Genomic DNA, 24,055 nt, shown 5'->3' on the forward strand with positions numbered 1-24,055 from the left:
CCATCGCACCCAAAACATAACAACAAGAGACCCCGAACATGCCCGTACCCGATCCGTTTCGCGAAGGCCTGGCCCGTGGCTGGAAAACCTATAACGGTTCGCAATTGCCCCAGGACCTGACCCTCGAAGCGGATGTGGCGATCATCGGCAGCGGTGCCGGCGGCGGAACCACCGCCGAAATCCTCAGCGCCGCAGGCTACAAGGTCTTGCTCATCGAAGAAGGCCCACTCAAGACCAGCAGCGACTTCAAGATGCTCGAAGATCAGGCCTACACCAGCCTCTATCAGGAAGGCATCGGGCGCATAAGCAAGGACGGTGCGATCACCATCCTCCAGGGCCGGGCGGTGGGCGGTACCACGCTGATCAACTGGACTTCGAGCTTTCGCACCCCGGATCAGACGCTCGAACACTGGGCCAAAGAACATGACGTCGTAGGCCACACACCGGCCGAGATGGCGCCCTGGTTCGAGAAAATGGAACAACGCCTGGGCGTCGCCCCGTGGCGGGTGCCGCCCAACGCCAACAACGACGTCATCCGCAAAGGCTGCGAAAAACTCGGCTACGCCTGGCATGTGATCCCGCGCAACGTGCGCGGCTGCTGGAACCTCGGCTACTGCGGCATGGGTTGCCCGACCAACGCCAAGCAATCGATGCTGGTCACGACCATCCCGGCGACCCTGGAAAAAGGTGGCGAGCTGCTCTATCTGGCCCGCGCCGAAAAGCTGTCGATCAAGGACGGCAGGGTCACAGGCCTGCACTGCGTGGCGATGGATGAGCGTTGCGTCGCCCCTACCGGTCGCACGATCACGGTCAAGGCACGGCATTACGTGCTGGCCGGCGGCGGGATCAACAGCCCGGCGCTGCTGTTGCGTTCAGAGGCGCCGGATCCGCATGAGCGACTGGGAAAACGGACGTTCCTGCATTTGGTCAACATGTCCGCCGGGCTGTTCGACGAGGTGATCAACCCGTTCTACGGCGCGCCGCAGTCGATTTATTCCGACCATTTCCAGTGGCAGGACGGCACCACCGGCAAGATGTCCTACAAATTGGAGGTCCCACCGCTGCACCCGGCGCTGGCCACCACCCTGCTCGGTGGCTTCGGCATGGAAAACGCCCGGCACATGGAGAATCTGCCACATACCCACGCGATGCTGGCGTTGCTGCGAGACGGTTTTCACCCGGACAGCCCCGGCGGCAGTGTCGAATTGCGCAGTGATGGCACGCCGGTGCTCGACTATCAGGTTTCACCGTATGCCTGGGACGGGTTGCGCCGGGCGTTCCATAGCATGGCCGAGATCCAGTTCGCCGGTGGCGCCAACGCCGTGATGCCGATGCATGCCGACGCCCGTTACGTGAAAACCCTCACCGAAGCGCGTGCATTGATCGACGGATTGAGCCTTGAGTTGTATCGCACGCGCCTGGGCAGTGCTCATGTAATGGGCGGTTGTGCCATGGGTGAAGATCCGAAAAACGCCGTGACCGACAGCCTCGGCCGACATCACCAACTGCACAATCTATCGATCCACGACGGCTCGCTATTCCCCACCAGCATTGGGGCAAACCCACAATTGTCGGTCTACGGACTGACAGCGCAACTGGCGAATTCACTGGCCGAGCGTTTGAAAAACCCATGAAAACGCGGAATATTCCCATCGTCTATAGTGCTTTCTTACCCAACAGGCGACTTGGCCGACCGGGAAGGCTGCGATACCATCCGACTCCCCAACGGACTCCCGCCAGGACGACGCGATGAACCGAGTGTTGTACCCAGGTACCTTCGACCCTATTACCAAGGGCCATGGCGATCTGGTCGAACGCGCCTCGCGCCTGTTCGATCACGTGATCATCGCCGTCGCCGCCAGCCCGAAGAAAAACCCGCTGTTTCCCTTGGAACAACGTGTGGAGCTGGCCCGCGAGGTCACCAAACATTTACCGAACGTTGAAGTCGTCGGCTTCTCGACGCTGCTCGCGCACTTCGCCAAAGAGCAGAACGCCAATGTGTTCCTGCGTGGTTTGCGCGCGGTGTCGGACTTCGAATATGAATTCCAGCTGGCCAACATGAACCGCCAACTGGCACCGGATGTGGAAAGCCTGTTTCTTACCCCGTCCGAGCGTTATTCGTTCATTTCCTCGACACTGGTCCGTGAAATCGCGGCCCTGGGCGGCGATATCACCAAGTTCGTCCACCCGGTGGTGGCCGACGCCCTCACCGAACGCTTCAAAAAGTAGGCGCTGCCGAAGGCTGCGATCTGCTGCACTTGATCGCGCCCGCGTGCACTGCGGGCGCCAATGCGGCACAATTGTGCGCATTGGTTTATTGCGCCAGGGCCTGCCGCCCCGGCTGGAGTTAGCATGTCCCTGATCATCACCGACGATTGCATCAACTGCGACGTCTGCGAACCCGAGTGCCCGAACGCCGCCATTTCCCAGGGCGAAGAGATCTACGTGATCGACCCGAACCTGTGCACGCAATGTGTCGGCCACTACGACGAACCGCAGTGCCAGCAGGTCTGCCCGGTGGATTGCATTCCGCTGGACGAGGCCCATCCGGAAACTGAAGAACAGTTGATGGAGAAATACCGGAAGATTACCGGTAAGGCTTGAAAGCCTGAAAAGATCGCAGCCTTCGGCAGCTCCTACGCTGGAATGCGTACACCAGTAGGAGCTGCCGAAGGCTGCGATCTTTTGATTTGCTTCACTCCCGCTGCTCAAACCCTTCCCCGACACACCCCAGACACCGCACAAACGCCGCTTTCGCCGGGTCGACCACCAGCGCCTGCCCTGCATCGCCAATGCCGCCGCCCAGCGCGGTAAATGGCAGCGACACCACAAACGCCCCGGCACCGATCACTGTCGCCACCACCAGCAACGGTCGGGCAATCAGCAGATCGCCAAGCATGGCGTAGGCCGGTGGATTCTGGATGGTGTAACGCGGGTCGCCGCTGCCGTTCTCAGTAGCCAGCGCGGGCGCAGCGATGCTCAGCAGCAGCGTGACGACAAGGGTTCGAAACAGATTCATGGCACGGTCCTTCGGCTAGGCAGTGAGAACACTGACTATAGACCGTAGCCGATATCAGCTCTGACAGCGCGGACAAAAGACGCTGGCGCGCTGCCCGAGTTTGACTTCCCGCAGCCCCGTGCCACAGACCTTGCAGTGTTCACCACCACGGCCGTACACGAACAGCTCCTGCTGGAAGTACCCCGGCTGGCCGTCGCCGCCGATAAAGTCCCGCAACGTGGTACCGCCCCGTTCGATGGCGAGCGCCAGGATGCGCTTGATCTCGATCGCCAGCTTCAAATAACGCCCCCGGGAAATGCTCTTGGCCTCGCGGCGCGGGTCGATGCCGGCAGCAAACAGCGCTTCGGTCGCGTAGATATTGCCGACGCCAACCACCACCGCGTTATCCATGATGAACGGCTTGACCGCCATGGATCGCCCGCGGGACAGCTGGAACAGACGCTCGCCATCGAACAGATCGGTCAACGGCTCCGGCCCCAGGCGAACCAGCAGTTCGTGATTCAGCGGGTCGAGACTCCAGAGCATTGCCCCGAACCGACGCGGGTCGGTGTAACGCAGGGCCAGGCCCGATTCCAGCTCGATGTCCACATGCTCATGCTTGGCCGCCGGCAAGCCGGCTTCCACCAGCCGCAGATTCCCCGACATGCCCAAATGGCTGATCAACGTGCCGACTTCGGCATTGATCAGTAAATACTTGGCCCGCCGTTCCACCAGCACGATGCGCTGGCCCGACAGCCGCACATCCAGGTCTTCGGGGATCGGCCAGCGCAGACGGCGCTCACGCACGATCACCCGGCTGACGCGCTGGCCTTCCAGGTGCGGTGCAATTCCGCGGCGGGTGGTTTCGACTTCCGGCAGTTCAGGCATGAGGCTCTCGAATCAGGCGAGGTTCGACACTCAACGTGTGGCGAGGTCGCGAATTTCTTGTTTCTGGGTTTCGAAATCGTATTCCGATAGACCGATGTAATCGAGCACCAGATGCCCGACATTGTTCCATTCGTGGTCTTCAGGCTGGTTGCCCAGCACCCGATAGGAGGCGCAAATGTGCTCGGCCATCTTCAGGATTGCCAGCAGGTTTTTCAGCGGTGTATTGCGGCACGACTCATCGCTGAAAATGGCCAGGGCATTGTGATGGTTGGCAATGGCCTGGGTGACATGTTCCGGCAGACGCCAGGACTTGGCGGTGTAATACCCGACCACGGCGTGGTTGGTGTTGTATTGCCTGTTCTCGGTATCCACCACGCGGCATTCGACGCTGGCGTTGGCATAGGCCTGTTCCAGCACTTTCATGTAATCGGGGAATTTCTTGAGCATCAGCGGGATGCCACAATCGTGGAACAGGCCCAACGCATAAGCTTCATCGCCGGCCTGGACACCGACGCGCTTGGCCAGGCTCAGGCAGGTCATCGCCACGTCCTGTGCCGTGTCCCAGAAACGGTTGAGGGTGACGATGGTGTCGTCGTTCAGCTCGCCCTTGATCGACTGCGCGTTGATCAGGTTGATGATCGAACGACTGCCCAACAGGTTTACTGCACGCTGGATCGCGGTGATCTTGTTACTCAAGCCGTAGTACGGCGAATTGACGATTTTCAGCAAGGAGCCGGAAAGGCCAGGGTCCTGGGAGATCAGCTTGGCGATCACCTCCAGGTCCGGGTCGGGCATATATTGCTCCATCTGCAGATCCACCATGATCTGCGGCTGGGCCGGCACACTGATGCCTTGCAGGGACTGTTGAATCTGTTCAGAAGACAGCTCTTGGGACATAAGTACGCACTCCGGGTCAGGCGGGGATTCTACCCCTTAAAAAGATCGATCCGACAGCCAGTCAAACTCAATCCATATGTGTGCGGGCCCGCGATGGCGTCATGCGCGTTTCATCGTCCGTCAAACCTGCCGCTCCCTCAACACGCTATACTCCCGCTCTTTTTTCCGGAGCGACGTCATGTCCCTGCCTAGCCTGCGCCTCAAAGCCAACGCCGACCGACGCCTGCGCAACGGTCACTTGTGGGTCTACAGCAACGAAATCGATGTAGCCGCCACCCCATTGCACGGCTTCAAGGCTGGCGATCAGGCGATCCTCGAAGCCGCCGGCGGCAAGCCGCTGGGCATCGTTGCCATGAGCCCGAACAATCTGATCTGCGCCCGCCTGCTGTCGCGCGACATCAAGTTGCCGCTGGACAAGTCGCTGCTGGTGCATCGCCTTAACGTCGCCCTGTCGCTGCGCGATCGCCTGTTCGACAAGCCGTTCTATCGTCTGGTCTACGGCGACTCCGACCTGCTGCCAGGCCTGGTGGTCGACCGTTTCGGCGACATCCTGGTGGTCCAGATCGCTTCGGCGACCATGGAAGCTCACAAAGATGACGTGATCGCGGCCCTGACCCAAGTACTCAAGCCTAGCGGCATCCTGTTCAAGAACGACTCCGCAGCCCGTGACGCCGAAGGCCTCAACCGTTACGTCGAAACCGTGTTCGGCCTGGTGCCGGAGTGGGTGGCGCTGGAAGAAAACGGCGTGAAGTTCGAAGCGCCGGTCATCCAGGGCCAGAAAACCGGCTGGTTCTATGACCACCGCATGAACCGCGCGCGTCTGGCACCTTATGCCAAAGGCAAACGCGTACTGGACTTGTACAGCTACATTGGTGGCTGGGGCGTGCAAGCGGCCGCCTTCGGCGCCAGTGAAGTGTTCTGCGTCGATGCGTCGGCCTTCGCCCTCGACGGCGTCGAGCGCAACGCCGCACTGAACGGTTTCGCCGAAAAAATGACCTGCATTGAAGGCGATGTGTTCGAAGCCCTCAAAGAGCTGAAAGCCAGCGAAGAGCGTTTCGACGTCATCGTGGCCGACCCTCCTGCATTCATCAAACGCAAGAAAGACATGAAAAACGGCGAAGGCGCCTACCGTCGCCTGAACGAACAAGCCATGCGCCTGCTCACCAAGGACGGCATTCTGGTCAGCGCATCGTGCTCGATGCACCTGCCGGAAGACGATCTGCAGAACATCCTGCTGACCAGCGCCCGCCACCTGGACCGCAACATCCAGATGCTCGAGCGCGGCGGCCAGGGCCCGGATCACCCGGTACACCCGGCCATTGCCGAAACCCGCTACATCAAGAGCATTACCTGCCGCCTGCTGCCAAACAGCTGAGTACGCCGGTTTGACGGGGAGCCGACAGGCTCTCCGTCAGCCGCTTTGACGCCACAATATTTACTCTACAACTCCAATTTCTTACTCTGCGGTCCTACTGGCTTGCAGGACATTTCCCTGCATCTTTTATTTGAAGGAATATAACTTACAAAACTGTTCCAAGCCCAAGACCACTCCGACAAAATTACTGGAATTTTCCTACTTAATATCTCCTTGAAAAGGGCTCATTACAGCCTATGATTGAGTTGTCACCACGAAGTGACACTCACTATCAAATGACAAGGAGTCATAAACATGAAAGCAATTACTCTGGAAACTAACAAAATCGCCAACCTGGCTTTTCTGGTTGCACCAAAAGCCCGCTAAGTAAATGAGACGCTGGGGAGTGCCGGCTACCCAGCGTGTTCTATGGCACCCGTCCAGAGCGAACCGCCCACCATGCAGATAAACCCATATCTATTCATACTTCCGCGCACGCCCCGCCAAATAGTCTGGGATTACAAAAACCACAAACAATTTGAACTAAATCTGGAATACTCAACCAGACTTGCACAACTTATCAACAACCCCGAATCGTATAACGACAGCAATATAGTTGACACTCAACTCCTGAACGCAGGAATACTGACAACATCAATACAAGACACAATTGAATGGGGTTGGGATGAACTATCGAAGATATTCCATATCGGCACCAAAAACATTCCCTGTGAATATATCCCTCAGAACATTCATGAATGGTCGAGACACTATCTGGACCATTGCACCGAAGTGCTGGCCGCACCCGCGCCGGGCAGCAGGCTCATAGAACGCCAGGCGCAGGATCTGATTACCCTGCCGAAACCTTCCTGCCTGCCGGAAGGCTCTCTTGCCAACGTCCTGATCGGCCGAAAAACCTGCCGTACCTTCACCGATGCCGCCGTTTCACTGGAAGCTATCGGCACGCTGCTTTACCTGTCCCTTGGCTACTTGCATGAGCGCGAAAACGATGTCGACGAAAGCCTTGTCGAAGGTCTCGGTGCCCGGCGCAGCAGCCCATCCGGTGGCGGGCTGAATGCCTGCGAAGGCTTTCTTCATGTACACAACGTCAGCGGCCTGAAACCCGGGCTCTACGCGTATCACCCCACCGACCACGCCTTGAGTTTCGTCAACCCGACACCTGACTCGCCACTGGGGCAGTTGCTGTGTGGGCAGCACTTCATCAACAACCTGCCCGTGGGCCTGTTCATCACCAGTCGGTTCGACAAGCTGTGGTGGAAATATGAACACTCGCGAGCCTATCGAATGGCCTTCGTGGAAGCGGGGCATATCTCGCAAACATTCCAACTGGCGGCCACTGCACTGGGGTTGAACACCTGGCTGACGGGGGCGCTGGCCGATGATCAGGTCGAGGTCTTGCTGGGGATCGAGGACACCGCAGAACAACCGTTGTTTTTTGTCGGCTGTGGCTACAGCGACGGACAAATGATGTGCCAGGAATTGAAAGATCTTCTGAGCAGTCGGGAGCCGCAACAATGACCACTCCCATCATTGCCCCGTTGGACCACTCCGTGTCCTGGGCTCATCGTTACACCCTGGGCGACTGGAATACCCGTGCGTCAGTGCGCACCAGCGAACACGACTATCTATTACCGCCAGACCTGGAACAGCAACTGGAAACGCGCCACTGGTTTCCTCCAGGCTGCCTGGCTTACCTGACTCACCCGGCTATCCAGGCGGCAGGTCAAACCGTCATCCATCGGTTATCGGCCAATCATCTGGTGTACTTCCTCGACTACACCACCTTGCTTGAGCACCGCATCGTCAACCGCTCCGTAGAAACCATCATCCATGATGAACTGAACGTCCACATTCCCGCACGAATGAAAACCGCCGCGCTTCAGCTTTATACCGACGAGGGTTATCACGCCCTGTTTTCCAACAGCCTTGCCGAGCAAGTTGCCAGTTTCTACGGGATCAGCCGGCGTCCGGTCATGCCCCATCGCATCATGCGATTGAACGCCCTGCTTGACGGCGCCCCTGAAAGATACAGGGCGCTGGCCTGGTTTCTCGTCGGGTTCGTGTCGGAGACGATCATTGCCAAGGAACTGCTCGATGTCTGCCGTAACGACCTGGTTTCCAGCGTCCAGGCAATGCTCAGGGATCATCTGGCGGACGAGGCGCGCCATAGTCGCTATTTCTCTGAAGTGTTCCATTACCTGTGGCTGACGCTGAACAGCCCTCAACGCACGTTTGTCGCCAAAGCGCTGCTGGACATCATCCGGATGTTCTTCGAAGCCGATGAGCGATGGATGCGCGAAAGCCTGCTCAGCGCGGGTCTTGGCCAGACCACCATCACGGAAATTCTTGGCGGACTGACCAGCCCCCAAGCCACCCATCAACGGGCGCGATCCGGTGCTGGCGCAACGCTTCAGGCGTTAAAAAAGGCTGGTTTCTTCGACCTGCCCTCCAACCAGCAACTGTTCATGAAGGCAGGGCTTATCGATGGCTGAAGGACAATTCGCGGCGACCGTCAAACAACGTCGGGGGGCGGTCAGCCTGTTGTTGGCCATGGTGCTGCTTGGCGTGTTCCCGCTGGATGTCCTGCTGCCCTCTTTCCCGGCGCTCGCCGAACACTTTCGCAGCACACCCGCCGACATTGCGCTGTCGATCAGTCTGTTTGCCGTCAGCATAGCGGTCTCCCAACTGCTGATCGGGCCGCTGTCGGATGCGATCGGGCGCAAAGGGCTGTTGCTTGCCGGAATAACCGTTTCGATGCTGGGCGCAGTGGGCTGCACACTGACCACGGACTATGTCCACTTCCTGCTGTTCCGTGTGATTCAGGCGCTCGGCTGTGGCTGTTTCGTGCTGTCTCAAGCGCTGATTCAGGACCTGTTCGAGGGTGAGAAGCGTGACCGGTTGCGGATACTGATGGTGACTGCCACTGGCGTTTTCATCTCCGTTTCTCCGTTGGCCGGTACGCTTCTGCAAGCCACACTGGGCTGGCGGGGCAGCTTCTGGGTGTTTACCGCACTGGCTGGAATAGTGCTGCTCAAGGCCTGGTTTTTTCTCGAAAACACTCGGCCAGCGGCAACCGGAGCACGACTGAATATCTTCCAGCCCTACCGCCAGATCTTGTGCGATGTCGACTTTCTGTCCTACTGGCTGATTTCAGCCTTTGCTTTCGCCTGCCATTTTTCCTTCATCGTGATTTCGCCGCTGATTTTCATGGATCAACTGCAGCTATCGGCCTATGACTTCTCCCTGGTCCTGCTGGCATACGGCGGCGCCTACATCATCGGCGGCATGGTTGCGACGCTGCTGGGTAAACGCATCAGTCCCGGCCATCAAGTCATCAGCGGGCTGAGCCTGATCCTGCTGTCCGGCCTGATCATGCTTTACCTCTCAAGCCACTTTGCGTTGTCCCCGATCACCGTCCTGGTACCGATGCTCATCTGTACCGCCGGCACCACCATTGCCCGACCGGCCGCCACGTCCAAAGCCATGGGCCTGTTCCCCGAAAATGCGGGAACCTCGGCGTCGGCCGGCAGCACGGTGATTTTCATCTGCGGTGGGTTGATCAGCGCGCTCATCAGCTTGAGCCCGACCAACCTGCAATCCACCCTTGGATACAGCTTTATCATTTTGAGTAGCATGGCGCTGGCGCTCAACAGTCGTATCCATAGCCGAGCCAAAAGCCCGGGAGGCAGCCCAAGTGTCGAATAATCCTGCCGGTCGTCATCCCACGCGCGCCGTCAGCAGTGGATCAGCACTTTCCGGCATTCCCTCCTGACGCCAGCGGTGTAGAATCGCGAGATTCATCGCCAGTCATCCCCCGGCGGGTTTATGAGCTCAAGCTGAAGCGCGCGGCGATCCCGCAAAGTTATCGGCAACTTCCGGACACACGGCCATTTCTGAGTGTTCCAGACGTCAATAGAAGCTCACTTCCCTTTTGATACCTGATTTGCCGCCCGGAGTGCTCCATGCCTGATTACCGCTCGAAAACATCCACCCACGGCCGCAACATGGCCGGTGCTCGCGCACTGTGGCGCGCCACGGGGATGAAGGATGACGACTTCAAGAAGCCGATCATCGCCATTGCCAACTCCTTTACCCAGTTCGTACCGGGCCATGTGCACCTGAAGGATCTGGGTCAACTGGTCGCTCGTGAAATCGAACGGGCCGGCGGCGTAGCCAAAGAATTCAACACCATCGCCGTGGATGACGGCATTGCCATGGGCCACGACGGCATGCTCTATTCGCTGCCGAGCCGCGAGATCATCGCCGACTCCGTCGAATACATGGTCAACGCCCACTGCGCCGACGCCATTGTCTGCATTTCCAACTGCGACAAGATCACCCCTGGCATGCTGATGGCCGCCTTGCGCCTGAACATCCCGGTAATCTTCGTGTCCGGCGGCCCGATGGAAGCCGGCAAGACTAAACTGGCCAGCCACGGTCTCGACCTGGTCGACGCCATGGTGATCGCCGCCGACTCCAGCGCCTCTGACGAGAAGGTCGCCGAGTACGAGCGTAGCGCCTGCCCTACTTGTGGCTCCTGCTCCGGCATGTTCACCGCCAACTCGATGAACTGCCTGACCGAAGCCCTCGGTCTCGCGTTGCCGGGCAACGGTTCGACCCTGGCCACCCACAGCGATCGCGAACAGCTGTTCCTGCAGGCCGGCCGCACCATCGTCGAGCTGTGCAAGCGTTACTACGGCGAGAACGACGAGTCGGTGTTGCCGCGCAACATTGCCAACTTCAAGGCGTTCGAAAACGCCATGACCCTGGACATCGCCATGGGCGGTTCCACCAACACCATCCTGCACCTGCTGGCCGCGGCCCAGGAAGCCGAGATCGATTTCGACCTGCGCGACATCGACCGCCTCTCCCGCCATGTACCGCAACTGTGCAAGGTCGCGCCGAACATCCAGAAGTACCACATGGAAGACGTGCACCGTGCCGGCGGGATCTTCAGCATCCTTGGTTCCCTGGCCCGTGGCGGCCTGTTGCACACCGACCTGCCGACCGTACACAGCAAGACCATGGCCGAAGGTATCGCCAAGTGGGACATCACCCAGACCAACGACGAAGCGGTGCATCACTTCTTCAAGGCTGGCCCTGCGGGCATCCCGACGCAAACCGCGTTCAGTCAGTCGACCCGCTGGGAAACCCTGGACGACGACCGTGAAAACGGCTGCATCCGCAGTGTCGAACACGCTTACTCGAAAGAAGGCGGCCTGGCCGTTCTGTACGGCAACATCGCGCTGGACGGTTGCGTGGTGAAAACCGCCGGTGTCGACGAGTCGATCCATGTCTTCGAAGGCAACGCGAAGATCTTCGAAAGCCAGGACAGCGCCGTACGCGGCATCCTCGCCGACGAAGTGAAGGCTGGCGACATCGTGATCATTCGTTACGAAGGCCCGAAAGGCGGCCCGGGCATGCAGGAAATGCTCTACCCGACGTCGTACCTGAAATCCAAAGGCCTGGGCAAAGCCTGCGCCCTGCTGACCGACGGCCGTTTCTCCGGCGGCACGTCGGGCCTGTCCATCGGCCACGCTTCGCCAGAAGCCGCTGCCGGCGGCGCGATCGGTCTGGTGCAGGACGGCGACAAGGTCCTGATCGACATTCCGAACCGCTCGATCAACCTGTTGGTCAGCGACGAAGAACTGGCCGCGCGCCGGGTCGAGCAGGACAAGAAAGGCTGGAAGCCGGTGGAAAAGCGTCCACGTAAAGTGACCACCGCTCTGAAAGCCTATGCCCTGTTGGCGACCAGCGCCGACAAGGGTGCCGTGCGTAACAAAGCGATGCTCGACGGGCTGTAATACTTAACCGTCGAACAAAAAATGCCCCGCCAAGTGCGGGGCTGATCGTTCCCACGCTCCCGCGTGGGAATGCCTCAAGGGACGCTCTGCGTCCAGTGACGCGGAGCGTCACGGGCTGCATTCCCACGCAGAGCGTGGGAACGATCATCACAGCGCTTATTGAATCTCTTCAGGCTTGACGATCACCCAGTTCTTGTCCGCCGTCACCGCCAACCCTTCTTTGGCCTGGGCTGCAGCGTTTTTGGCCATCATGCCGTTAATCTGGGTCATGTACTTGTCTTTGCGGTTAACCCACAAATGGATGCCGCCCTTGGACACGTCGACACTGTGGAACAGCATGTAACCATCGCTGGTCGGGGTATCGCCGCCCACCAGGACCGGTTTCTTCCATTCATCGATGTAGGTCAGGATGGCCGCCTGCTTACCGGACATCCAAGTGGCCGGGGTCCACAGGTACGGCGTCAGTTCCAGGCCCAGGTTAGCCTTTTCGTCATACTTGCCGGCAGTAATCTGCTTACGCGCCGTGGTCAGCTCGCCAGTCTTGCGGTCCTTGAGCAGCGTGGTCACGCCGATCACGTTCTGCGGTTTGACGTTGTAGCCGTACTTCGGATCGGCAGCGACCATGCGCACCAGCTCTTCGGAGGCGGCGGTCATCACGTAGACCTCGATGCCGTTCTCCATCAGCTTGTTGTAGAGCTCTTTCTGACCGGTGAAGATTTTCGGCGGATTGACGTCGATGGTCTTGACCACGTCGCCATCGTAATAAGTGCTCGGCACCGGTTTACCAGACGCCATCAACTCATCGACGTTGGCCTTGAGCTCCTGGAGCGTGAAGCCGGAAAACACTTGGGCGACCCATGGGTAGCAAACCATGTCGTCGATTTCGCAGAGGCGATAGTAGTAGCTGAACAGGCTTTCCTTATGGTCGGCGGTGTCCTTGAACGGCATCAGTTTCAGAGAGGGGTCGAGGCTCTCGCGGGTGATCAGCCCCTTGTTTTCCATGAACGGCAGCAACGACTCTTCAAGGTCGTAGCGGTAACTGGTGTTGTCCATGTCGAACACCGCGAAATTACCCTTGTTGGCATTGGCCGTGATCATCGCGTCCAGCGCCTTGGCCTGATCCGCTGGCCAGTGTTGTAAATCGGTGGCGAAAACCTGCCCGACAAGGCCCAGGCCCAACCCCAATCCCAGTGCAGCAGCAAGAAATTTCGGTGCATGTTTCATCGTCGTTTCTCCCCGGTTCAAAGAAATCGACGCTAACAAATAAGTGTGACAGTCCTCGTCTGCCCGCGACCGCTTGCATCCTGATTCCGCCAGCCGCATTCCTTATAGCGTCATTGGCTTATTCCAAAAACGACAGTCGACCGTTGCTTTTGATATTAAATCATTACATATCAAGCTGTTAGGCTTACCGGTTCGCAGTCACACACGAAGGTGGCTGGCACAAGTCTATGGAGCCTCTATGAATCTGCCGCTGATCCTCAATCTGCTGGTGTTCCTCGCCTTGCTCTTTGGCCTGGCGCAAACCCGTCACACCACCTGGAGCCTGGCCAAAAAGGTATTGCTGGCGCTGGTGCTGGGCGTGGTATTCGGTATCGCCCTGCACACGATTTATGGTACAGGCAACCCAGTGTTGAAAGCTTCGATCGGTTGGTTCGATCTGGTGGGCAACGGTTACGTGCAGTTGCTGCAGATGATCGTGATCCCGCTGGTGTTCGCCTCGATCCTCAGTGCCGTGGCCCGTCTGCACAACGCTTCGTCGCTGGGCAAGATCAGCTTCCTGACCATCGGCACGCTGCTGTTCACCACCGCCATCGCGGCGCTGATCGGCATTGGCCTGACCAACCTGTTCGGCCTCACCGCCGAAGGTCTGGTCGCCGGTACCCAGGAAATGGCTCGCCTGCAAACCATCCAGACCGACTATGCGGGCAAGGTCGCCGACCTGAATGTGCCGCAACTGTTGTTGTCGTTCATCCCGCAGAACCCGTTCGCCGACCTCGCTCGCGCCAAGCCGACGTCGATCATCAGTGTGGTGATCTTCGCCGCATTCCTTGGGGTCGCGGCGCTGCAACTGCTCAAGGATGATGTCGAGAAAGGTCAGAAAGTGATCAACGCCATCGACACCCTGCAAGCCTGGGTAATGCGTCTGGTGCGCCTGGTGATGAAGCTGACCCCATACGGTGTGTTGGCGCTGATGACCAAAGTGGTCGCCGGCTCCAACCTGCAAGACATCATCAAGCTCGGCAGTTTCGTGGTGGTGTCCTACATCGGCCTGGGCCTGATGTTTGTGATCCATGGCGTGCTGGTGTCGGCCGCCGGGATCAACCCGTTGCGCTTCTTCCGCAAAATCTGGCCAGTGCTGACGTTCGCCTTCACCAGCCGCTCCAGCGCCGCCACCATTCCGCTGAGCATCGAAGCCCAGACCAGTCGTTTGGGCATTCCGCAGTCCATCGCCAGTTTCGCTGCCTCGTTTGGCGCGACCATTGGCCAGAACGGCTGTGCCGGTCTGTACCCGGCAATGCTGGCGGTGATGGTTGCGCCAACCGTGGGCATCAACCCGCTGGACCCGTTGTGGATCGCGACGTTGGTGGCGATTGTGACGCTGAGTTCGGCCGGGGTGGCCGGGGTTGGTGGCGGTGCAACCTTCGCCGCGCTGATCGTGTTGCCGGCCATGGGTTTGCCGGTGTCACTGGTGGCGTTGCTGATTTCCGTTGAACCGCTGATCGACATGGGTCGCACGGCGTTGAACGTCAGTGGCTCGATCACCGCTGGGGCGATCACCAGCCAGATCATGCAGCAGACGGATAAAGCGCTGTTGGATGCGGATGAGCATTCGGAGTTGGCTCACGCTTAACCCGTACTGATCGTTCCCACGCTCCCGCGTGGGAATGCCTCAAGGGACGCTCCGCGTCCAGTGACGCGGAGCGTCACGGCTGCATTCCCACGCAGAGCGTGGGAACGATCTATGTGCGCTCCCACACCTCAAAGCTGTACGCCGGCTTATCGCCTTCTGCCGGATTCGGAACATTCGACACCAGCTTCCACTGGTTCACATCAAACTCCGGAAACCACGCATCCCCTTCCGGGCTCAGCGCCACGCGCGTCAGGTATAGCCGATCGGCCTGCTCCAGACCTTGCGCATACAACTGCGCACCACCAATCAACATCAACTCATTGGCACCCTGCTCCAGCGCCCATTCCTCGGCGCGAACCACGGCCGCCTCCAGTGACGGATAAACCTCCGCGCCTTCCAGCTGCAGATCCGCCTGGCGACTGACCACGATGTTCAACCGGCCCGGCAGCGGACGACCGAGGGAATCCCAGGTCTTGCGCCCCATGATGATCGGCTTGCCGAGGGTGGTGGCCTTGAAGTATTTGAAGTCCCCCGGCAAGTGCCAGGGCATGCTGTTGTCGACGCCGATCACACGGTTTTCACCGAGGGCTGCGATCAGGCTGAGGGGGAGTGATTTAGTCATGCCGGCGAGGATACCAGAGCCTCCCTTACCCCGATAAGCGTCACAGCGGTTATGCTCATCGCTCAATGAAGCGACGGGATGCCGCGTGACTGAACTGACGCCCCTGCAAAACCTCTGGCTGAGCGAAACCATACGCCTGCGTGAAGAACACGCCGGGCCTCTGGATGATCTGGAAGCCAACCGAGTCGCCCGTAGCGCCGGCGGCGACCTGCCGACGCGTATTCAATGCCGCGCCCGGTGGCTGGCCGAGCGCGACGGGCAGACCCGCGCCCTCAAACACTGGCTGCAAGGCGCGCGACTGGCGTTGATCGTGCTCGCCGTGCTGGCCGTGATCAGTGGCGCCGGCCTGGCGTTTGCCGCGCTGGGCGACGGCCGGTCCCCGGTCAATGTGTTCTGGGCCTTGGGCAGCCTGCTGGGGCTGAACCTGATTCTGCTATTGAGCTGGGCCCTGGGCCTGGTGTTCGCCGGCGAACAGAGCGCCGCCCTCGGACGCTTGTGGTTGTGGCTCAGTGAAAAACTCGCCCGCGATGCCAACGCCGCGCAACTGGCGCCAGCCCTGCTGCTGTTGCTGCAACGGCAGAAACTCAATCGGTGGGCGCTGGGTGTGCTGGTCAACGGCTTATGGTTGTTGGCGATGCTCAGTGCCTTGGTGATGCTGCTGACGCTGATGGCGACCCGGCGCTATGGCTTCGTCTGGGAGACCACCATCCTCGGCGCCGACACCTTCGTCGCCATGACCCAGGCCCTCGGCGCCCTGCCGGCCTTGCTCGGTTTCAGTGTGCCCAGCGTGGAGATGATCCGCGCCAGCGGCGATGCCGCGCTGAACATCGAAAGCGCCCGCCAGGCCTGGGCGGCGTGGCTGGTGGGCGTGCTGCTGGTGTACGGCGTGTTACCGCGTTTGCTGCTCGCATTGTTCTGCCGGTGGCGCTGGAAAACCGGCCAGGCAGCCTTGCATCTGGACTTGAACCTGCCAGGTTACGCCCAACTGCGCGAACGGCTGATGCCCACCAGCGAACGCTTGGGTATTAGCGATGCCGCGCCTGAGCAACTTCACCGGGTTGAAAACGCGGCCAGCGATCTGCAAAGCGATGGCGCACTGTTGGTGGCCATCGAGCTGGACGATCAACGCCCCTGGCCACCGCAGCTGCCGAAAAGCGTCAACGACGCCGGCATCCTCGACAGCCGCGAATCCCGGCACAAACTGCTTGAACAACTGAGTCGCTTTCCCCCGGCCCGCCTGGCCATCGCCTGCGATCCACGGCGTTCGCCGGACCGTGGCAGCCTCGCGCTGATTGCCGAACTGGCTCGCAGTGCTACGGCTACCCGCGTGTGGCTGCTGCAAGCGCCGCCCGGCGAAGCACTGGATGCCGAACGCCTGGGCGACTGGCATGTTGCGCTGCAACAACTGGACCTGCCATTCGCCGATTGCGCGCCATTGAACTGGCTGGAGACGGGTCATGACTGATACCCGGAAACAGCCCTTGAAGCTCGCCGTGGTCGGCCACACCAACGTCGGCAAAACCTCGTTGCTGCGCACGCTGACGCGGGATGTCGGCTTCGGCGAAGTGTCCCATCGCCCCAGCACCACGCGCCACGTCGAGGGCGCGCGATTGTCGGTGGACGGCGAGCCTCTGCTCGATCTGTTCGACACGCCGGGCCTGGAAGATGCCATCGCCCTGCTCGACTACCTCGAGCGCCTGGAGCGACCCGGTGAACGCCTCGACGGCCCGGCGCGGCTGGCGCGCTTCCTTGAGGGCAGCGAAGCCCGGCAGCGCTTCGAACAGGAAGCCAAGGTGTTGCGGCAATTGCTTGCCTCCGACGCCGGCCTCTATGTGATCGACGCCCGGGAGCCGGTGCTGGCCAAGTACCGCGACGAACTGCAAGTGCTGGCCAGTTGCGGCAAACCGCTGCTGCCGGTGCTGAATTTTGTCAGCAGCGCCCAGCAGCGCGAACCGGATTGGCGTGAGGCCCTGGCGCGGTTGGGCTTGCATGCCTTGGTGCGGTTCGACAGCGTCGCGCCGCCGGAAGATGGCGAACGTCGACTCTATGAAAGCCTTGCGCTGCTGCTGGAAAACTCCCGCGAACAATTGGAACGCCTGATCGCCGATCAGCAGGCCCAACGCCTGGCCCGTCGGCAGAGTGCTACGCAGCTGATCGCCGATTTATTGATCGATTGCGCCGCCTGCCGCCGCAGTGTTGTCAGCGAGGCGGAGCAGGAGCAGCAAGCGATCAGCGAACTGCGCAAAGCGGTGCGTCAGCGCGAACAACGCTGCGTTGAAGCCTTGCTCAAGCTCTACGCTTTCCGCCCACAGGACGCGGCGGCCAGTGACCTGCCGCTGCTCGATGGCCGCTGGGGCGATGACCTGTTCAACCCGGAAACCCTGAAGCAGCTCGGTGTGCGAGTCGGCGGTGGCATAGCGGCTGGCGCGGCGGCCGGGGCCGGTGTCGATCTGCTGGTGGGTGGCCTGACCCTCGGCGCGGCGGCACTGGCCGGAGCGATTGCCGGCGGCGCCCTGCAAACCGCGCGCAGTTACGGCAGCCGCCTGCTGGGCAAGATCAAAGGCCAGCGAGAACTGACCGTCGACGACAGCGTGCTGCGGCTGTTGGCCTTGCGCCAGCGGCAATTGCTGCAAGCCCTGAACCAGCGTGGGCATGCGGCGCTGGACAGCATTCAGGTCGCCACACCGCAGGACAAAACCTGGCGCGAAGGCAAACTGCCGGAAGCGCTGAACAAGGCGCGGGCCCATCCGCAGTGGTCATCGCTCAATCCTCATTCGAAGCTGAATCAAGCGGAGCGGCAGGAGCAGGTTGAGGTGTTGGCGCAGCAGCTTTAGCCCATGATCGTCAGCGCCAATCCAGTTTCAGAAACTCTTTGGCCAATGCCTTCACGCGGCTACGATCCGTCCTGTTCGCTCGCCCGTCGTTGTCCACATCCGAGCTCAATATCAACTCGAAAACCCCGTCATTATCCAGATCGCGGGCCGCTGCCTTGTAGGTAATTATCGGTCCCTCATGAAAATGCAGCCGTACCGTTTCTGGCGAGCCGTCGGCACTGGGGTTTTCCGAGAAGATCCGCAAGTGCCGCTCCTCGCTTTCACCCGAGTTGTACCAGGCGCATTTCAAGTACGTCTTGCCGAAAGACTTGAGCCGTTGACGATCCGCATCCGTCGCCTCGCGCTGCAACTGATCATCTTCAAAAAACTGGAAACCGACGGTATCCGCCGAGCCCTTCCCGCTCCGGTCCTGTGCGATCACTTTCAAAAAATGCATCCGTGCATTCCTTTGCAAAAAGGCCAGATTGATTCTTTGACGCGCATTGATCCATAAACCGATTCCCTATCGTGTGTCGGACAACTCAACCCAGAGCGCGGGACAACAGACCCACGGCCTTGCGCTTCAAGGCCTTGAGGTCCTTCAACTGCCTCCCAATAAAGTGGCCACGTTACGTTCGGCCATCGCCGGCCCGACGCTCATACCGACACCGGAGTGCATCAGCGCCACGCTCACACCCGGCATCGGCCGCAGAAAGGAAAACGGACCGGGGCCGCGTGAACCGTAAACACCCTGCCAGCGCTCGACCACCTGCACTTTGCAGCCCAACGTCTGCTCGGCCAGTTCGAGCATCCAGTCGTCCACCTGTTCGGCATTGAACGGTGATGGATCGCTGCCGTAATGGTGGGAGTCGCCGATGATCAACTCACCGTAAGGCGTCGGGCTGATCAGCAGGTGGATGCCGTTTTCATGCAGATGGGGCGCCTCACGCATAATCTGCGCCTGTACCGCCGCGGCTTCCGGCAGATCGGCGAAGGCGCCGTAGTGCACGCAACTCAAACCGGTGAGTAGTGCGTGTTGCAGGTTGAGGTTGATCTGCGGCCGGGCGCGGAGCATTTGCAGGCGGCAGACTTGCGGCTTGAGTTTGGCAATCGGCTCGGCCAGCAGCGTTTGATAATCGTGGCCGGAGCAGACGATGATCTGCCCCGCGTTGAAGGTGCCGGCGGTGCTGTGCAAACGACCCGGCTCGATGTCGCGCACCAGGGTGGAAAAGTGAAACTCGACGCCCAACTCACGGTGCAGGTAGTCGATCAACGCCGGAATCGCTTCGCGGGAATACAGCTGTTGGTCGTCCATGCCGTGCAACGCGGCGCTGTGATGGCTGAACTGACCGCCGTATACATCGCGCAATTCGGCACCGCGCAACAGGTCGACGCGGTAACCGTGCTCCACGGCGCGACCGGCGCAGAAGGCTTCCAGCAAATACTCTTCGGCTTCAGTGCGGGCGAACAGGTATGAGCCGTTGCGCTTGAGTTGCAGACCGGCCAGTTGTGCCCATTGGCCCCAGATGTCGCGGCTGGCCCTGGCCAGTTCGAGCATCGGTCCCGGTGGCTGGCCGGTGACCAGTGCCTGGCCGAAGTTGCGCACCGAAGCGCCCAACGGTGTGGCGCTGCGTTCGAAGACTTTGACCTTGAGGCCGCGTCTGGCGGCGGCATAGGCGTGGGACAGGCCGAGGATGCCGGCGCCTACGATCAGCATGTCGTTGTGTTGAATCATGGAGTTCCCCAATGATCGTTCCCACGCTCCGCGTGGGAATGAATCCCGTGACACTCCGCGTCACAGGGGACGCGGAGCGTCCTTTGCTGCATTCCCACGCAGAGCGTGGGAACGATCGGTGGTGCTTACTTGGCAGCCACTTTCTCGGACTTGCCGTCATAGCGTTTGCGCCATTCGCTGAGGATCTCGTCGCGATTCTTCGAGGCCCAGGCAAAGTCGTTCTTGATCAGGCGCTGCTCATAGTCCGCCGGCAATTCGGTCTGCGGCTTGGCGATCCCCGGTTGCGCGAGCACCGCGAAGTTCTCTTTATAAAGCTCCATCGCCGCCGGGCTTGCGGAGAAGTCGGCCAGTTTCTTCGCTGCTTCTTCATGCGCGGTGCCTTTGATCACGGCGGTCGCCTCGATCTCCCAGCCCAGGCCTTCTTTCGGCAGGATGATGTCCAGCGGCGCGCCTTGGCGCTTCAGTTGAACGGCCGGGTATTCGAAGGAAATACCGATCGGGAATTCACCGGCAGCGGCGAGCTTGCACGGTTTGGAACCGGAGTGAACGTACTGACCGATGTTCTGGTGCAGGTCGTCCATGTATTGCCAGCCCTGCTTCTCGCCGAAGGTTTGCAGCCAGGCGCTGACGTCGAGGAAACCGGTGCCGGACGAGGCCGGGTTGGGCATGACGATCTTGCCTTTGTACTCAGGCTTGGTCAGGTCCTGCCAGCTCACGGGTTTGCTCAGCCCCTGCTTTTCGGCTTCAACAGTGTTGAAGCAAATGGTTGCCGCCCACACGTCCATGCCGACCCAGGCCGGTGGGTTGGCGGCGTCGCGGTAGTTGCCGCCGATCTTGCCCAGGTCCTTCGGCGCGTAGCTTTGCAGCATCCCCTGTTGATCGAGGATCGCCAGGCTCGACGCCGCCAGCCCCCACACCGCGTCGGCTTGCGGGCGGGCTTTTTCGGCCAGCAGCTTGGCGGTGATGATGCCGGTGGAGTCGCGCACCCACTTGATCTCGACGTCCGGGTTGGCCTTTTCGAAGGCCTCTTTGTAGGTTTTCAGTTGTTCGGCTTCGAGGGCGGTGTACACCGTCAACTCGGTTTTCGCAGCGAAGGCGTTCAGGCTGAAAGCGGTGAGGACAGCAGCGGCCAGGGCCAAGGGCTTGAACATGGTGCAATTCCTGTGTGAGTTGAAGGTGTGAATCAAAGACCGGGCGCGGTCTGCCGCCAGGCCTGGGAGCGGCGTAACAAACCGCGCGAGGCCCAGGCCAGTAGCAGGGACACGCCCGCCGAGGTGAATAGAATCAGGGTCGACATCGCCGCCGCACCGCCGACGTTGCCGGCGTCATCCATGTTCAGCACCGCCACCGCCGCAAGGATGGTGTCGGGGCTGTAGAGGAAGATCGCCGCCGAGACGGTGGTCATGGCCGAAACGAACAGATAGCGCACGATGTCCAGCAGCGCCGGCAGGCAAATCGGCACGGTGACCCGCAGGTAATGCCGGTACAGCGGCGCCTTGAGCGACAGCGCGGTGGCTTCGAACTCGGCGTCGAGCTGGCGCAGCGCGGTGGTGGCGGTCATTTGCGCGGTGGTCAAATAGTGAGCAATGGTGCAAACCACCAGCAGCGTCATGCTGCCGTAGAGCACATGCAGCGGATTGCCGCTGAGGTTGAAGAAGAAGACGTAACCCAGGCCCAGCACCAGACCCGGCACCGCCATCGGTACGAAACTGAGCATGCGCAGTGTCAGATTCAGCCCGCGCTGGCCACGGGTTTTCTCCATCAGGTAGGCGCCGGTGAAGATCAGCACGCTGCCGATCAACGCCGTGCACAACGCCATCTTCACGCTGTTGCCATAGGCCAGCCAGCCGCCGCCCGCGGTGTCGTTGAACTGGTAATGGTTGAGCGACAGCGACAGGTTGTACGGCCAGAACTTCACCAGCGACGAGTACACCGCCATGCCGAACACCAGCAGCAACACCGCGCAGATCAGCAGCACGATGGCCAGATAACAACCGTCGCGCAGCCTCGACGGCATTGGCTGAAAGACTTGCGCCCGACCACTCATGGAATCGCCATGACGCCGACGCAGCCAGGCGTCGACACCAAAGCTGAATAGCGCCGGCAGCAGCAGAACCATGCCGATCAGTGCGCCGCGACCGAATTGTTGCTGGCCGACCACCGCTTTGTAGGCTTCCAGCGCCAACACCTGATAGTCGCCACCGACCACCACGGGCACACCGAAGTCGGTGATGGTCAGGGTGAACACCAGACAGAACGCCGCGAACACCGCCTGACGGGACGCCGGCCAAGTGATGCTGCGAAAGGCTTTCGCCGGGCTCGCGCCCATACTGGAGGCGGCATCGAACAGTCGCGCATCCGCCAGGGACAGCGCTGACAGCAAAATCATCAAGGCGTGTGGGAAGGTGTAGATGACCTCGCCGAGCACAATGCCCCAGAACCCGTAGATGTTGTCCGAGAACAGACCGCGCAACAGGCCCTGATTGCCGAACAGATAAACCAGCGCAATCCCCGGCAACATCGACGGCGCCATCAATGGCAGCAGCGACATGCCGCGCCAGATGCCTTTGCCAGGAATCAACGTGCGTTGCAGGGCGTAGGCAAACAGGTAGGCCAACGGTACGACAATCGCCGCCACACTGAGGGAAACCTTCAGGCTGTTACCCAGCAACCAATGGAAATTCGCACTGGTCAGCAATTCACCGGCAGCCACCAGACCACCGCCCTGCCCGGCCTGCGAACTGAACCCGCGCCAGAAGATCGCCAGCAATGGCATCAACACCGCCACGCCGAGCATCACCAACAACAGCAGCTTGCCGCCGACCACGAACAGCCGCTCGCCGATCTCGGCACGGGAGGTCTGCCGAACCTGCTTGTGCGGTATCGGCGGCGCGACGTTCGCGTTCATCAGGCAAACACCTGCAGGCTGCGCGGAGGCAAGGCGACCATGATCTGTTGCGCACCGAGACGCGGCATCGCTTCCGGCGCCAGTTCCGCCAGCAATGCATGACCCGGCAGTTGATCGAGTTCGAAACTCATGCGGCAACGGTTGCCGAGGAACGTGATTTCGCGAACCTTGGCCGGGAACAGGTTTTCTTCGTGCACCAGCGGGTTGACGTTGATCGCTTCGGGGCGGCAGAACAACCGGCCCGACGAGGTTTTCGCACTGCCTTCGGCCAAGCGTATGTGCATCCCGCCGACCAGGGCATGATTGTCGCTGCTACGGCGGAACGGCAGCCAGTTGCCCTGACCGACGAACTCCGCCACAAACGGTGTGGCCGGACGGTCGTAGATGTCCTGCGGTGTGGCGTACTGCTCGACCTTGCCGTTGTTCATCACGGCGATGCGGTCGGCCATCAGCATGGCTTCGTCCTGATTGTGGGTGACCATCAGGGTGGTGATGCCGAGGTTGCGCTGCAGCTGGCGCAACTCGGTGCACAAATGCTCGCGGACCCGGGCGTCGAGCGCCGACATCGGTTCGTCCAGCAACAACAAGGAAGGGGCCGGCGCCAGAGCCCGGGCCAGCGCTACGCGTTGCTGCTGGCCGCCGGACAATTGGCCGGGGTATTTTTTCTCGCTGCCGGTGAGGCCAACCAGCTCCAGCATCTGACCGACGCGCTGGCGCACTTCATCGCGACTGCTGCTAGAGAGGCCGTAGGCGATGTTCGCTTCGACGGTGAGATTGGGAAACAGCGCGTAGGACTGGAAGAGAATGCCGTAGTCCCGGGCTTGAGGCGGCAGGTGGGAAACGTCGCGATCACCGAGGTATAACTCGCCGCTGTCTTGGCGCTCAAGGCCGGCGATGCAGCGCAGCAAGGTGGTCTTGCCACAACCCGACGGCCCCAGCAGACACACCAGTTCACCGGCCGCCACGTCGAGGGAAACGTTATCCAGCGCGGTGAACGCACCGAAGCGCTTCTGCACGCCGCGCACTTTCATCGGCGCACCGGGGTTGGTCAGGGCAGTTGCGATCGAGTGGTTCATGGACAGGCCTCATCAAGCAGATGAGGGCCATCCTAGGTTTGCAATGCGTCCGTCATGTGGCAACGAGGCAAAAACGGCCGATAGT

The 24,055-nt window shown here is 60.5% G+C and carries 21 protein-coding genes; 11 read left to right on the forward strand and 10 right to left on the reverse strand.

Going from position 1 to position 24,055, the window contains the following annotated elements; translation table 11 throughout:
• Positions 1–38 precede the first annotated feature (38 nt).
• The 3 genes from PSH69_RS28135 to PSH69_RS28145 all read left to right on the forward strand — a co-directional run bounded on the left by PSH69_RS28135 (position 39) and on the right by PSH69_RS28145 (position 2,604).
• The gene (locus tag PSH69_RS28135; protein WP_305410412.1) at positions 39–1,634 is read left to right on the forward strand and encodes a GMC family oxidoreductase; all 1,596 of its coding nucleotides are present in this window, start codon (positions 39–41) and stop codon (positions 1,632–1,634) included.
• Positions 1,635–1,749: 115 nt separating this feature from the next.
• The gene (gene coaD, locus PSH69_RS28140; RefSeq protein ID WP_007939322.1) at positions 1,750–2,229 is read left to right on the forward strand and encodes a pantetheine-phosphate adenylyltransferase; all 480 of its coding nucleotides are present in this window, start codon (positions 1,750–1,752) and stop codon (positions 2,227–2,229) included.
• 123 nt (positions 2,230–2,352) lie between these two features.
• Complete coding sequence (locus PSH69_RS28145) at positions 2,353–2,604, forward strand: YfhL family 4Fe-4S dicluster ferredoxin (RefSeq protein WP_003195146.1); 252 nt, start codon at positions 2,353–2,355, stop codon at positions 2,602–2,604.
• A 91-nt stretch (positions 2,605–2,695) separates the two neighbouring features.
• Here the strand turns inward: PSH69_RS28145 and PSH69_RS28150 are convergent, their stop codons facing one another.
• Genes PSH69_RS28150 through PSH69_RS28160 form a run of 3 tightly spaced genes read right to left on the reverse strand, consistent with a single transcriptional unit; the run spans position 2,696 to position 4,729 of the window.
• Positions 2,696–3,019: a multidrug transporter gene (locus tag PSH69_RS28150; RefSeq protein ID WP_305410413.1), complete on the reverse strand. Its 324-nt coding sequence runs from the start codon at positions 3,017–3,019 to the stop codon at positions 2,696–2,698.
• Between the two features lie 54 nt (positions 3,020–3,073).
• The gene (gene mutM / locus PSH69_RS28155) at positions 3,074–3,886 is read right to left on the reverse strand and encodes a bifunctional DNA-formamidopyrimidine glycosylase/DNA-(apurinic or apyrimidinic site) lyase (RefSeq protein ID WP_018928680.1); all 813 of its coding nucleotides are present in this window, start codon (positions 3,884–3,886) and stop codon (positions 3,074–3,076) included.
• 30 nt (positions 3,887–3,916) lie between these two features.
• A complete protein-coding gene (locus PSH69_RS28160; RefSeq protein WP_305412886.1) occupies positions 3,917–4,729 on the reverse strand; it encodes an HDOD domain-containing protein in 813 nt (270 codons plus the stop codon).
• Between the two features lie 232 nt (positions 4,730–4,961).
• Here PSH69_RS28160 and PSH69_RS28165 point away from each other — a divergent pair, with 232 nt between their 5' ends.
• The 5 genes from PSH69_RS28165 (at position 4,962) to ilvD (ending at position 11,962) form a co-directional block, all read left to right on the forward strand.
• The gene (locus tag PSH69_RS28165) at positions 4,962–6,158 is read left to right on the forward strand and encodes a class I SAM-dependent rRNA methyltransferase (protein WP_090326160.1); all 1,197 of its coding nucleotides are present in this window, start codon (positions 4,962–4,964) and stop codon (positions 6,156–6,158) included.
• Between the two features lie 438 nt (positions 6,159–6,596).
• Positions 6,597–7,676 (forward strand): SagB family peptide dehydrogenase, encoded by a 1,080-nt coding sequence (locus tag PSH69_RS28170; protein WP_305410414.1) that lies wholly within the window; start codon positions 6,597–6,599, stop codon positions 7,674–7,676.
• Positions 7,673–8,650: a diiron oxygenase gene (locus PSH69_RS28175; RefSeq protein ID WP_305410415.1), complete on the forward strand. Its 978-nt coding sequence runs from the start codon at positions 7,673–7,675 to the stop codon at positions 8,648–8,650. Before PSH69_RS28170 ends, PSH69_RS28175 begins: the two co-directional genes overlap by 4 nt.
• Positions 8,643–9,863, forward strand: a complete 1,221-nt coding sequence (locus PSH69_RS28180; RefSeq protein ID WP_305410416.1) for an MFS transporter — start codon at positions 8,643–8,645, stop codon at positions 9,861–9,863. Before PSH69_RS28175 ends, PSH69_RS28180 begins: the two co-directional genes overlap by 8 nt.
• Before the next feature lie 257 nt (positions 9,864–10,120).
• Entirely contained in the window at positions 10,121–11,962 is a 1,842-nt protein-coding gene (gene ilvD, locus PSH69_RS28185; RefSeq protein WP_018928674.1) for a dihydroxy-acid dehydratase, read from the forward strand.
• A 156-nt stretch (positions 11,963–12,118) separates the two neighbouring features.
• On the opposite strand, the gene PSH69_RS28190 is transcribed toward ilvD, so the two are convergent.
• A complete protein-coding gene (locus PSH69_RS28190) occupies positions 12,119–13,186 on the reverse strand; it encodes a haloacid dehalogenase-like hydrolase (protein ID WP_305410417.1) in 1,068 nt (355 codons plus the stop codon).
• Positions 13,187–13,424: 238 nt separating this feature from the next.
• Between PSH69_RS28190 and PSH69_RS28195 the strand changes: the two genes are divergently transcribed.
• Positions 13,425–14,816, forward strand: a complete 1,392-nt coding sequence (locus PSH69_RS28195) for an L-cystine transporter (protein ID WP_305410418.1) — start codon at positions 13,425–13,427, stop codon at positions 14,814–14,816.
• Positions 14,817–14,925: 109 nt separating this feature from the next.
• Here PSH69_RS28195 and PSH69_RS28200 read toward each other — a convergent pair whose 3' ends face one another.
• Entirely contained in the window at positions 14,926–15,438 is a 513-nt protein-coding gene (locus PSH69_RS28200; RefSeq protein WP_305410419.1) for a dihydrofolate reductase, read from the reverse strand.
• Positions 15,439–15,523: 85 nt separating this feature from the next.
• On the opposite strand from PSH69_RS28200, the gene PSH69_RS28205 reads away from it, so the two are divergent.
• Together PSH69_RS28205 and PSH69_RS28210 are read left to right on the forward strand one after the other, a co-directional pair.
• The gene (locus tag PSH69_RS28205) at positions 15,524–16,903 is read left to right on the forward strand and encodes a DUF2868 domain-containing protein (protein WP_305410421.1); all 1,380 of its coding nucleotides are present in this window, start codon (positions 15,524–15,526) and stop codon (positions 16,901–16,903) included.
• Complete coding sequence (locus PSH69_RS28210; protein WP_305410422.1) at positions 16,896–18,272, forward strand: GTPase/DUF3482 domain-containing protein; 1,377 nt, start codon at positions 16,896–16,898, stop codon at positions 18,270–18,272. Before PSH69_RS28205 ends, PSH69_RS28210 begins: the two co-directional genes overlap by 8 nt.
• Before the next feature lie 10 nt (positions 18,273–18,282).
• Here the strand turns inward: PSH69_RS28210 and PSH69_RS28215 are convergent, their stop codons facing one another.
• From PSH69_RS28215 to PSH69_RS28235, 5 genes are all read right to left on the reverse strand, one after another.
• A complete protein-coding gene (locus PSH69_RS28215; RefSeq protein WP_305410423.1) occupies positions 18,283–18,708 on the reverse strand; it encodes a hypothetical protein in 426 nt (141 codons plus the stop codon).
• A 144-nt stretch (positions 18,709–18,852) separates the two neighbouring features.
• Positions 18,853–19,986, reverse strand: coding sequence for a TIGR03364 family FAD-dependent oxidoreductase (locus tag PSH69_RS28220; RefSeq protein WP_305410424.1), 1,134 nt, complete (start codon positions 19,984–19,986; stop codon positions 18,853–18,855).
• 125 nt (positions 19,987–20,111) lie between these two features.
• Positions 20,112–21,137: a putative 2-aminoethylphosphonate ABC transporter substrate-binding protein gene (locus tag PSH69_RS28225; RefSeq protein ID WP_105340771.1), complete on the reverse strand. Its 1,026-nt coding sequence runs from the start codon at positions 21,135–21,137 to the stop codon at positions 20,112–20,114.
• Between the two features lie 32 nt (positions 21,138–21,169).
• The gene (locus tag PSH69_RS28230; protein WP_305410425.1) at positions 21,170–22,894 is read right to left on the reverse strand and encodes a putative 2-aminoethylphosphonate ABC transporter permease subunit; all 1,725 of its coding nucleotides are present in this window, start codon (positions 22,892–22,894) and stop codon (positions 21,170–21,172) included.
• Positions 22,894–23,970 carry a putative 2-aminoethylphosphonate ABC transporter ATP-binding protein gene (locus tag PSH69_RS28235; RefSeq protein WP_305410426.1) on the reverse strand — a complete coding sequence of 359 codons (1,077 nt, stop codon included), beginning with the start codon at positions 23,968–23,970 and terminating at the stop codon, positions 22,894–22,896. Before PSH69_RS28235 ends, PSH69_RS28230 begins: the two co-directional genes overlap by 1 nt.
• Between the last annotated feature and the right edge of the window lie 85 nt (positions 23,971–24,055).

Source organism: Pseudomonas sp. FP1740 (assembly GCF_030687165.1).
Classification (GTDB): Bacteria; Pseudomonadota; Gammaproteobacteria; order Pseudomonadales; family Pseudomonadaceae; genus Aquipseudomonas.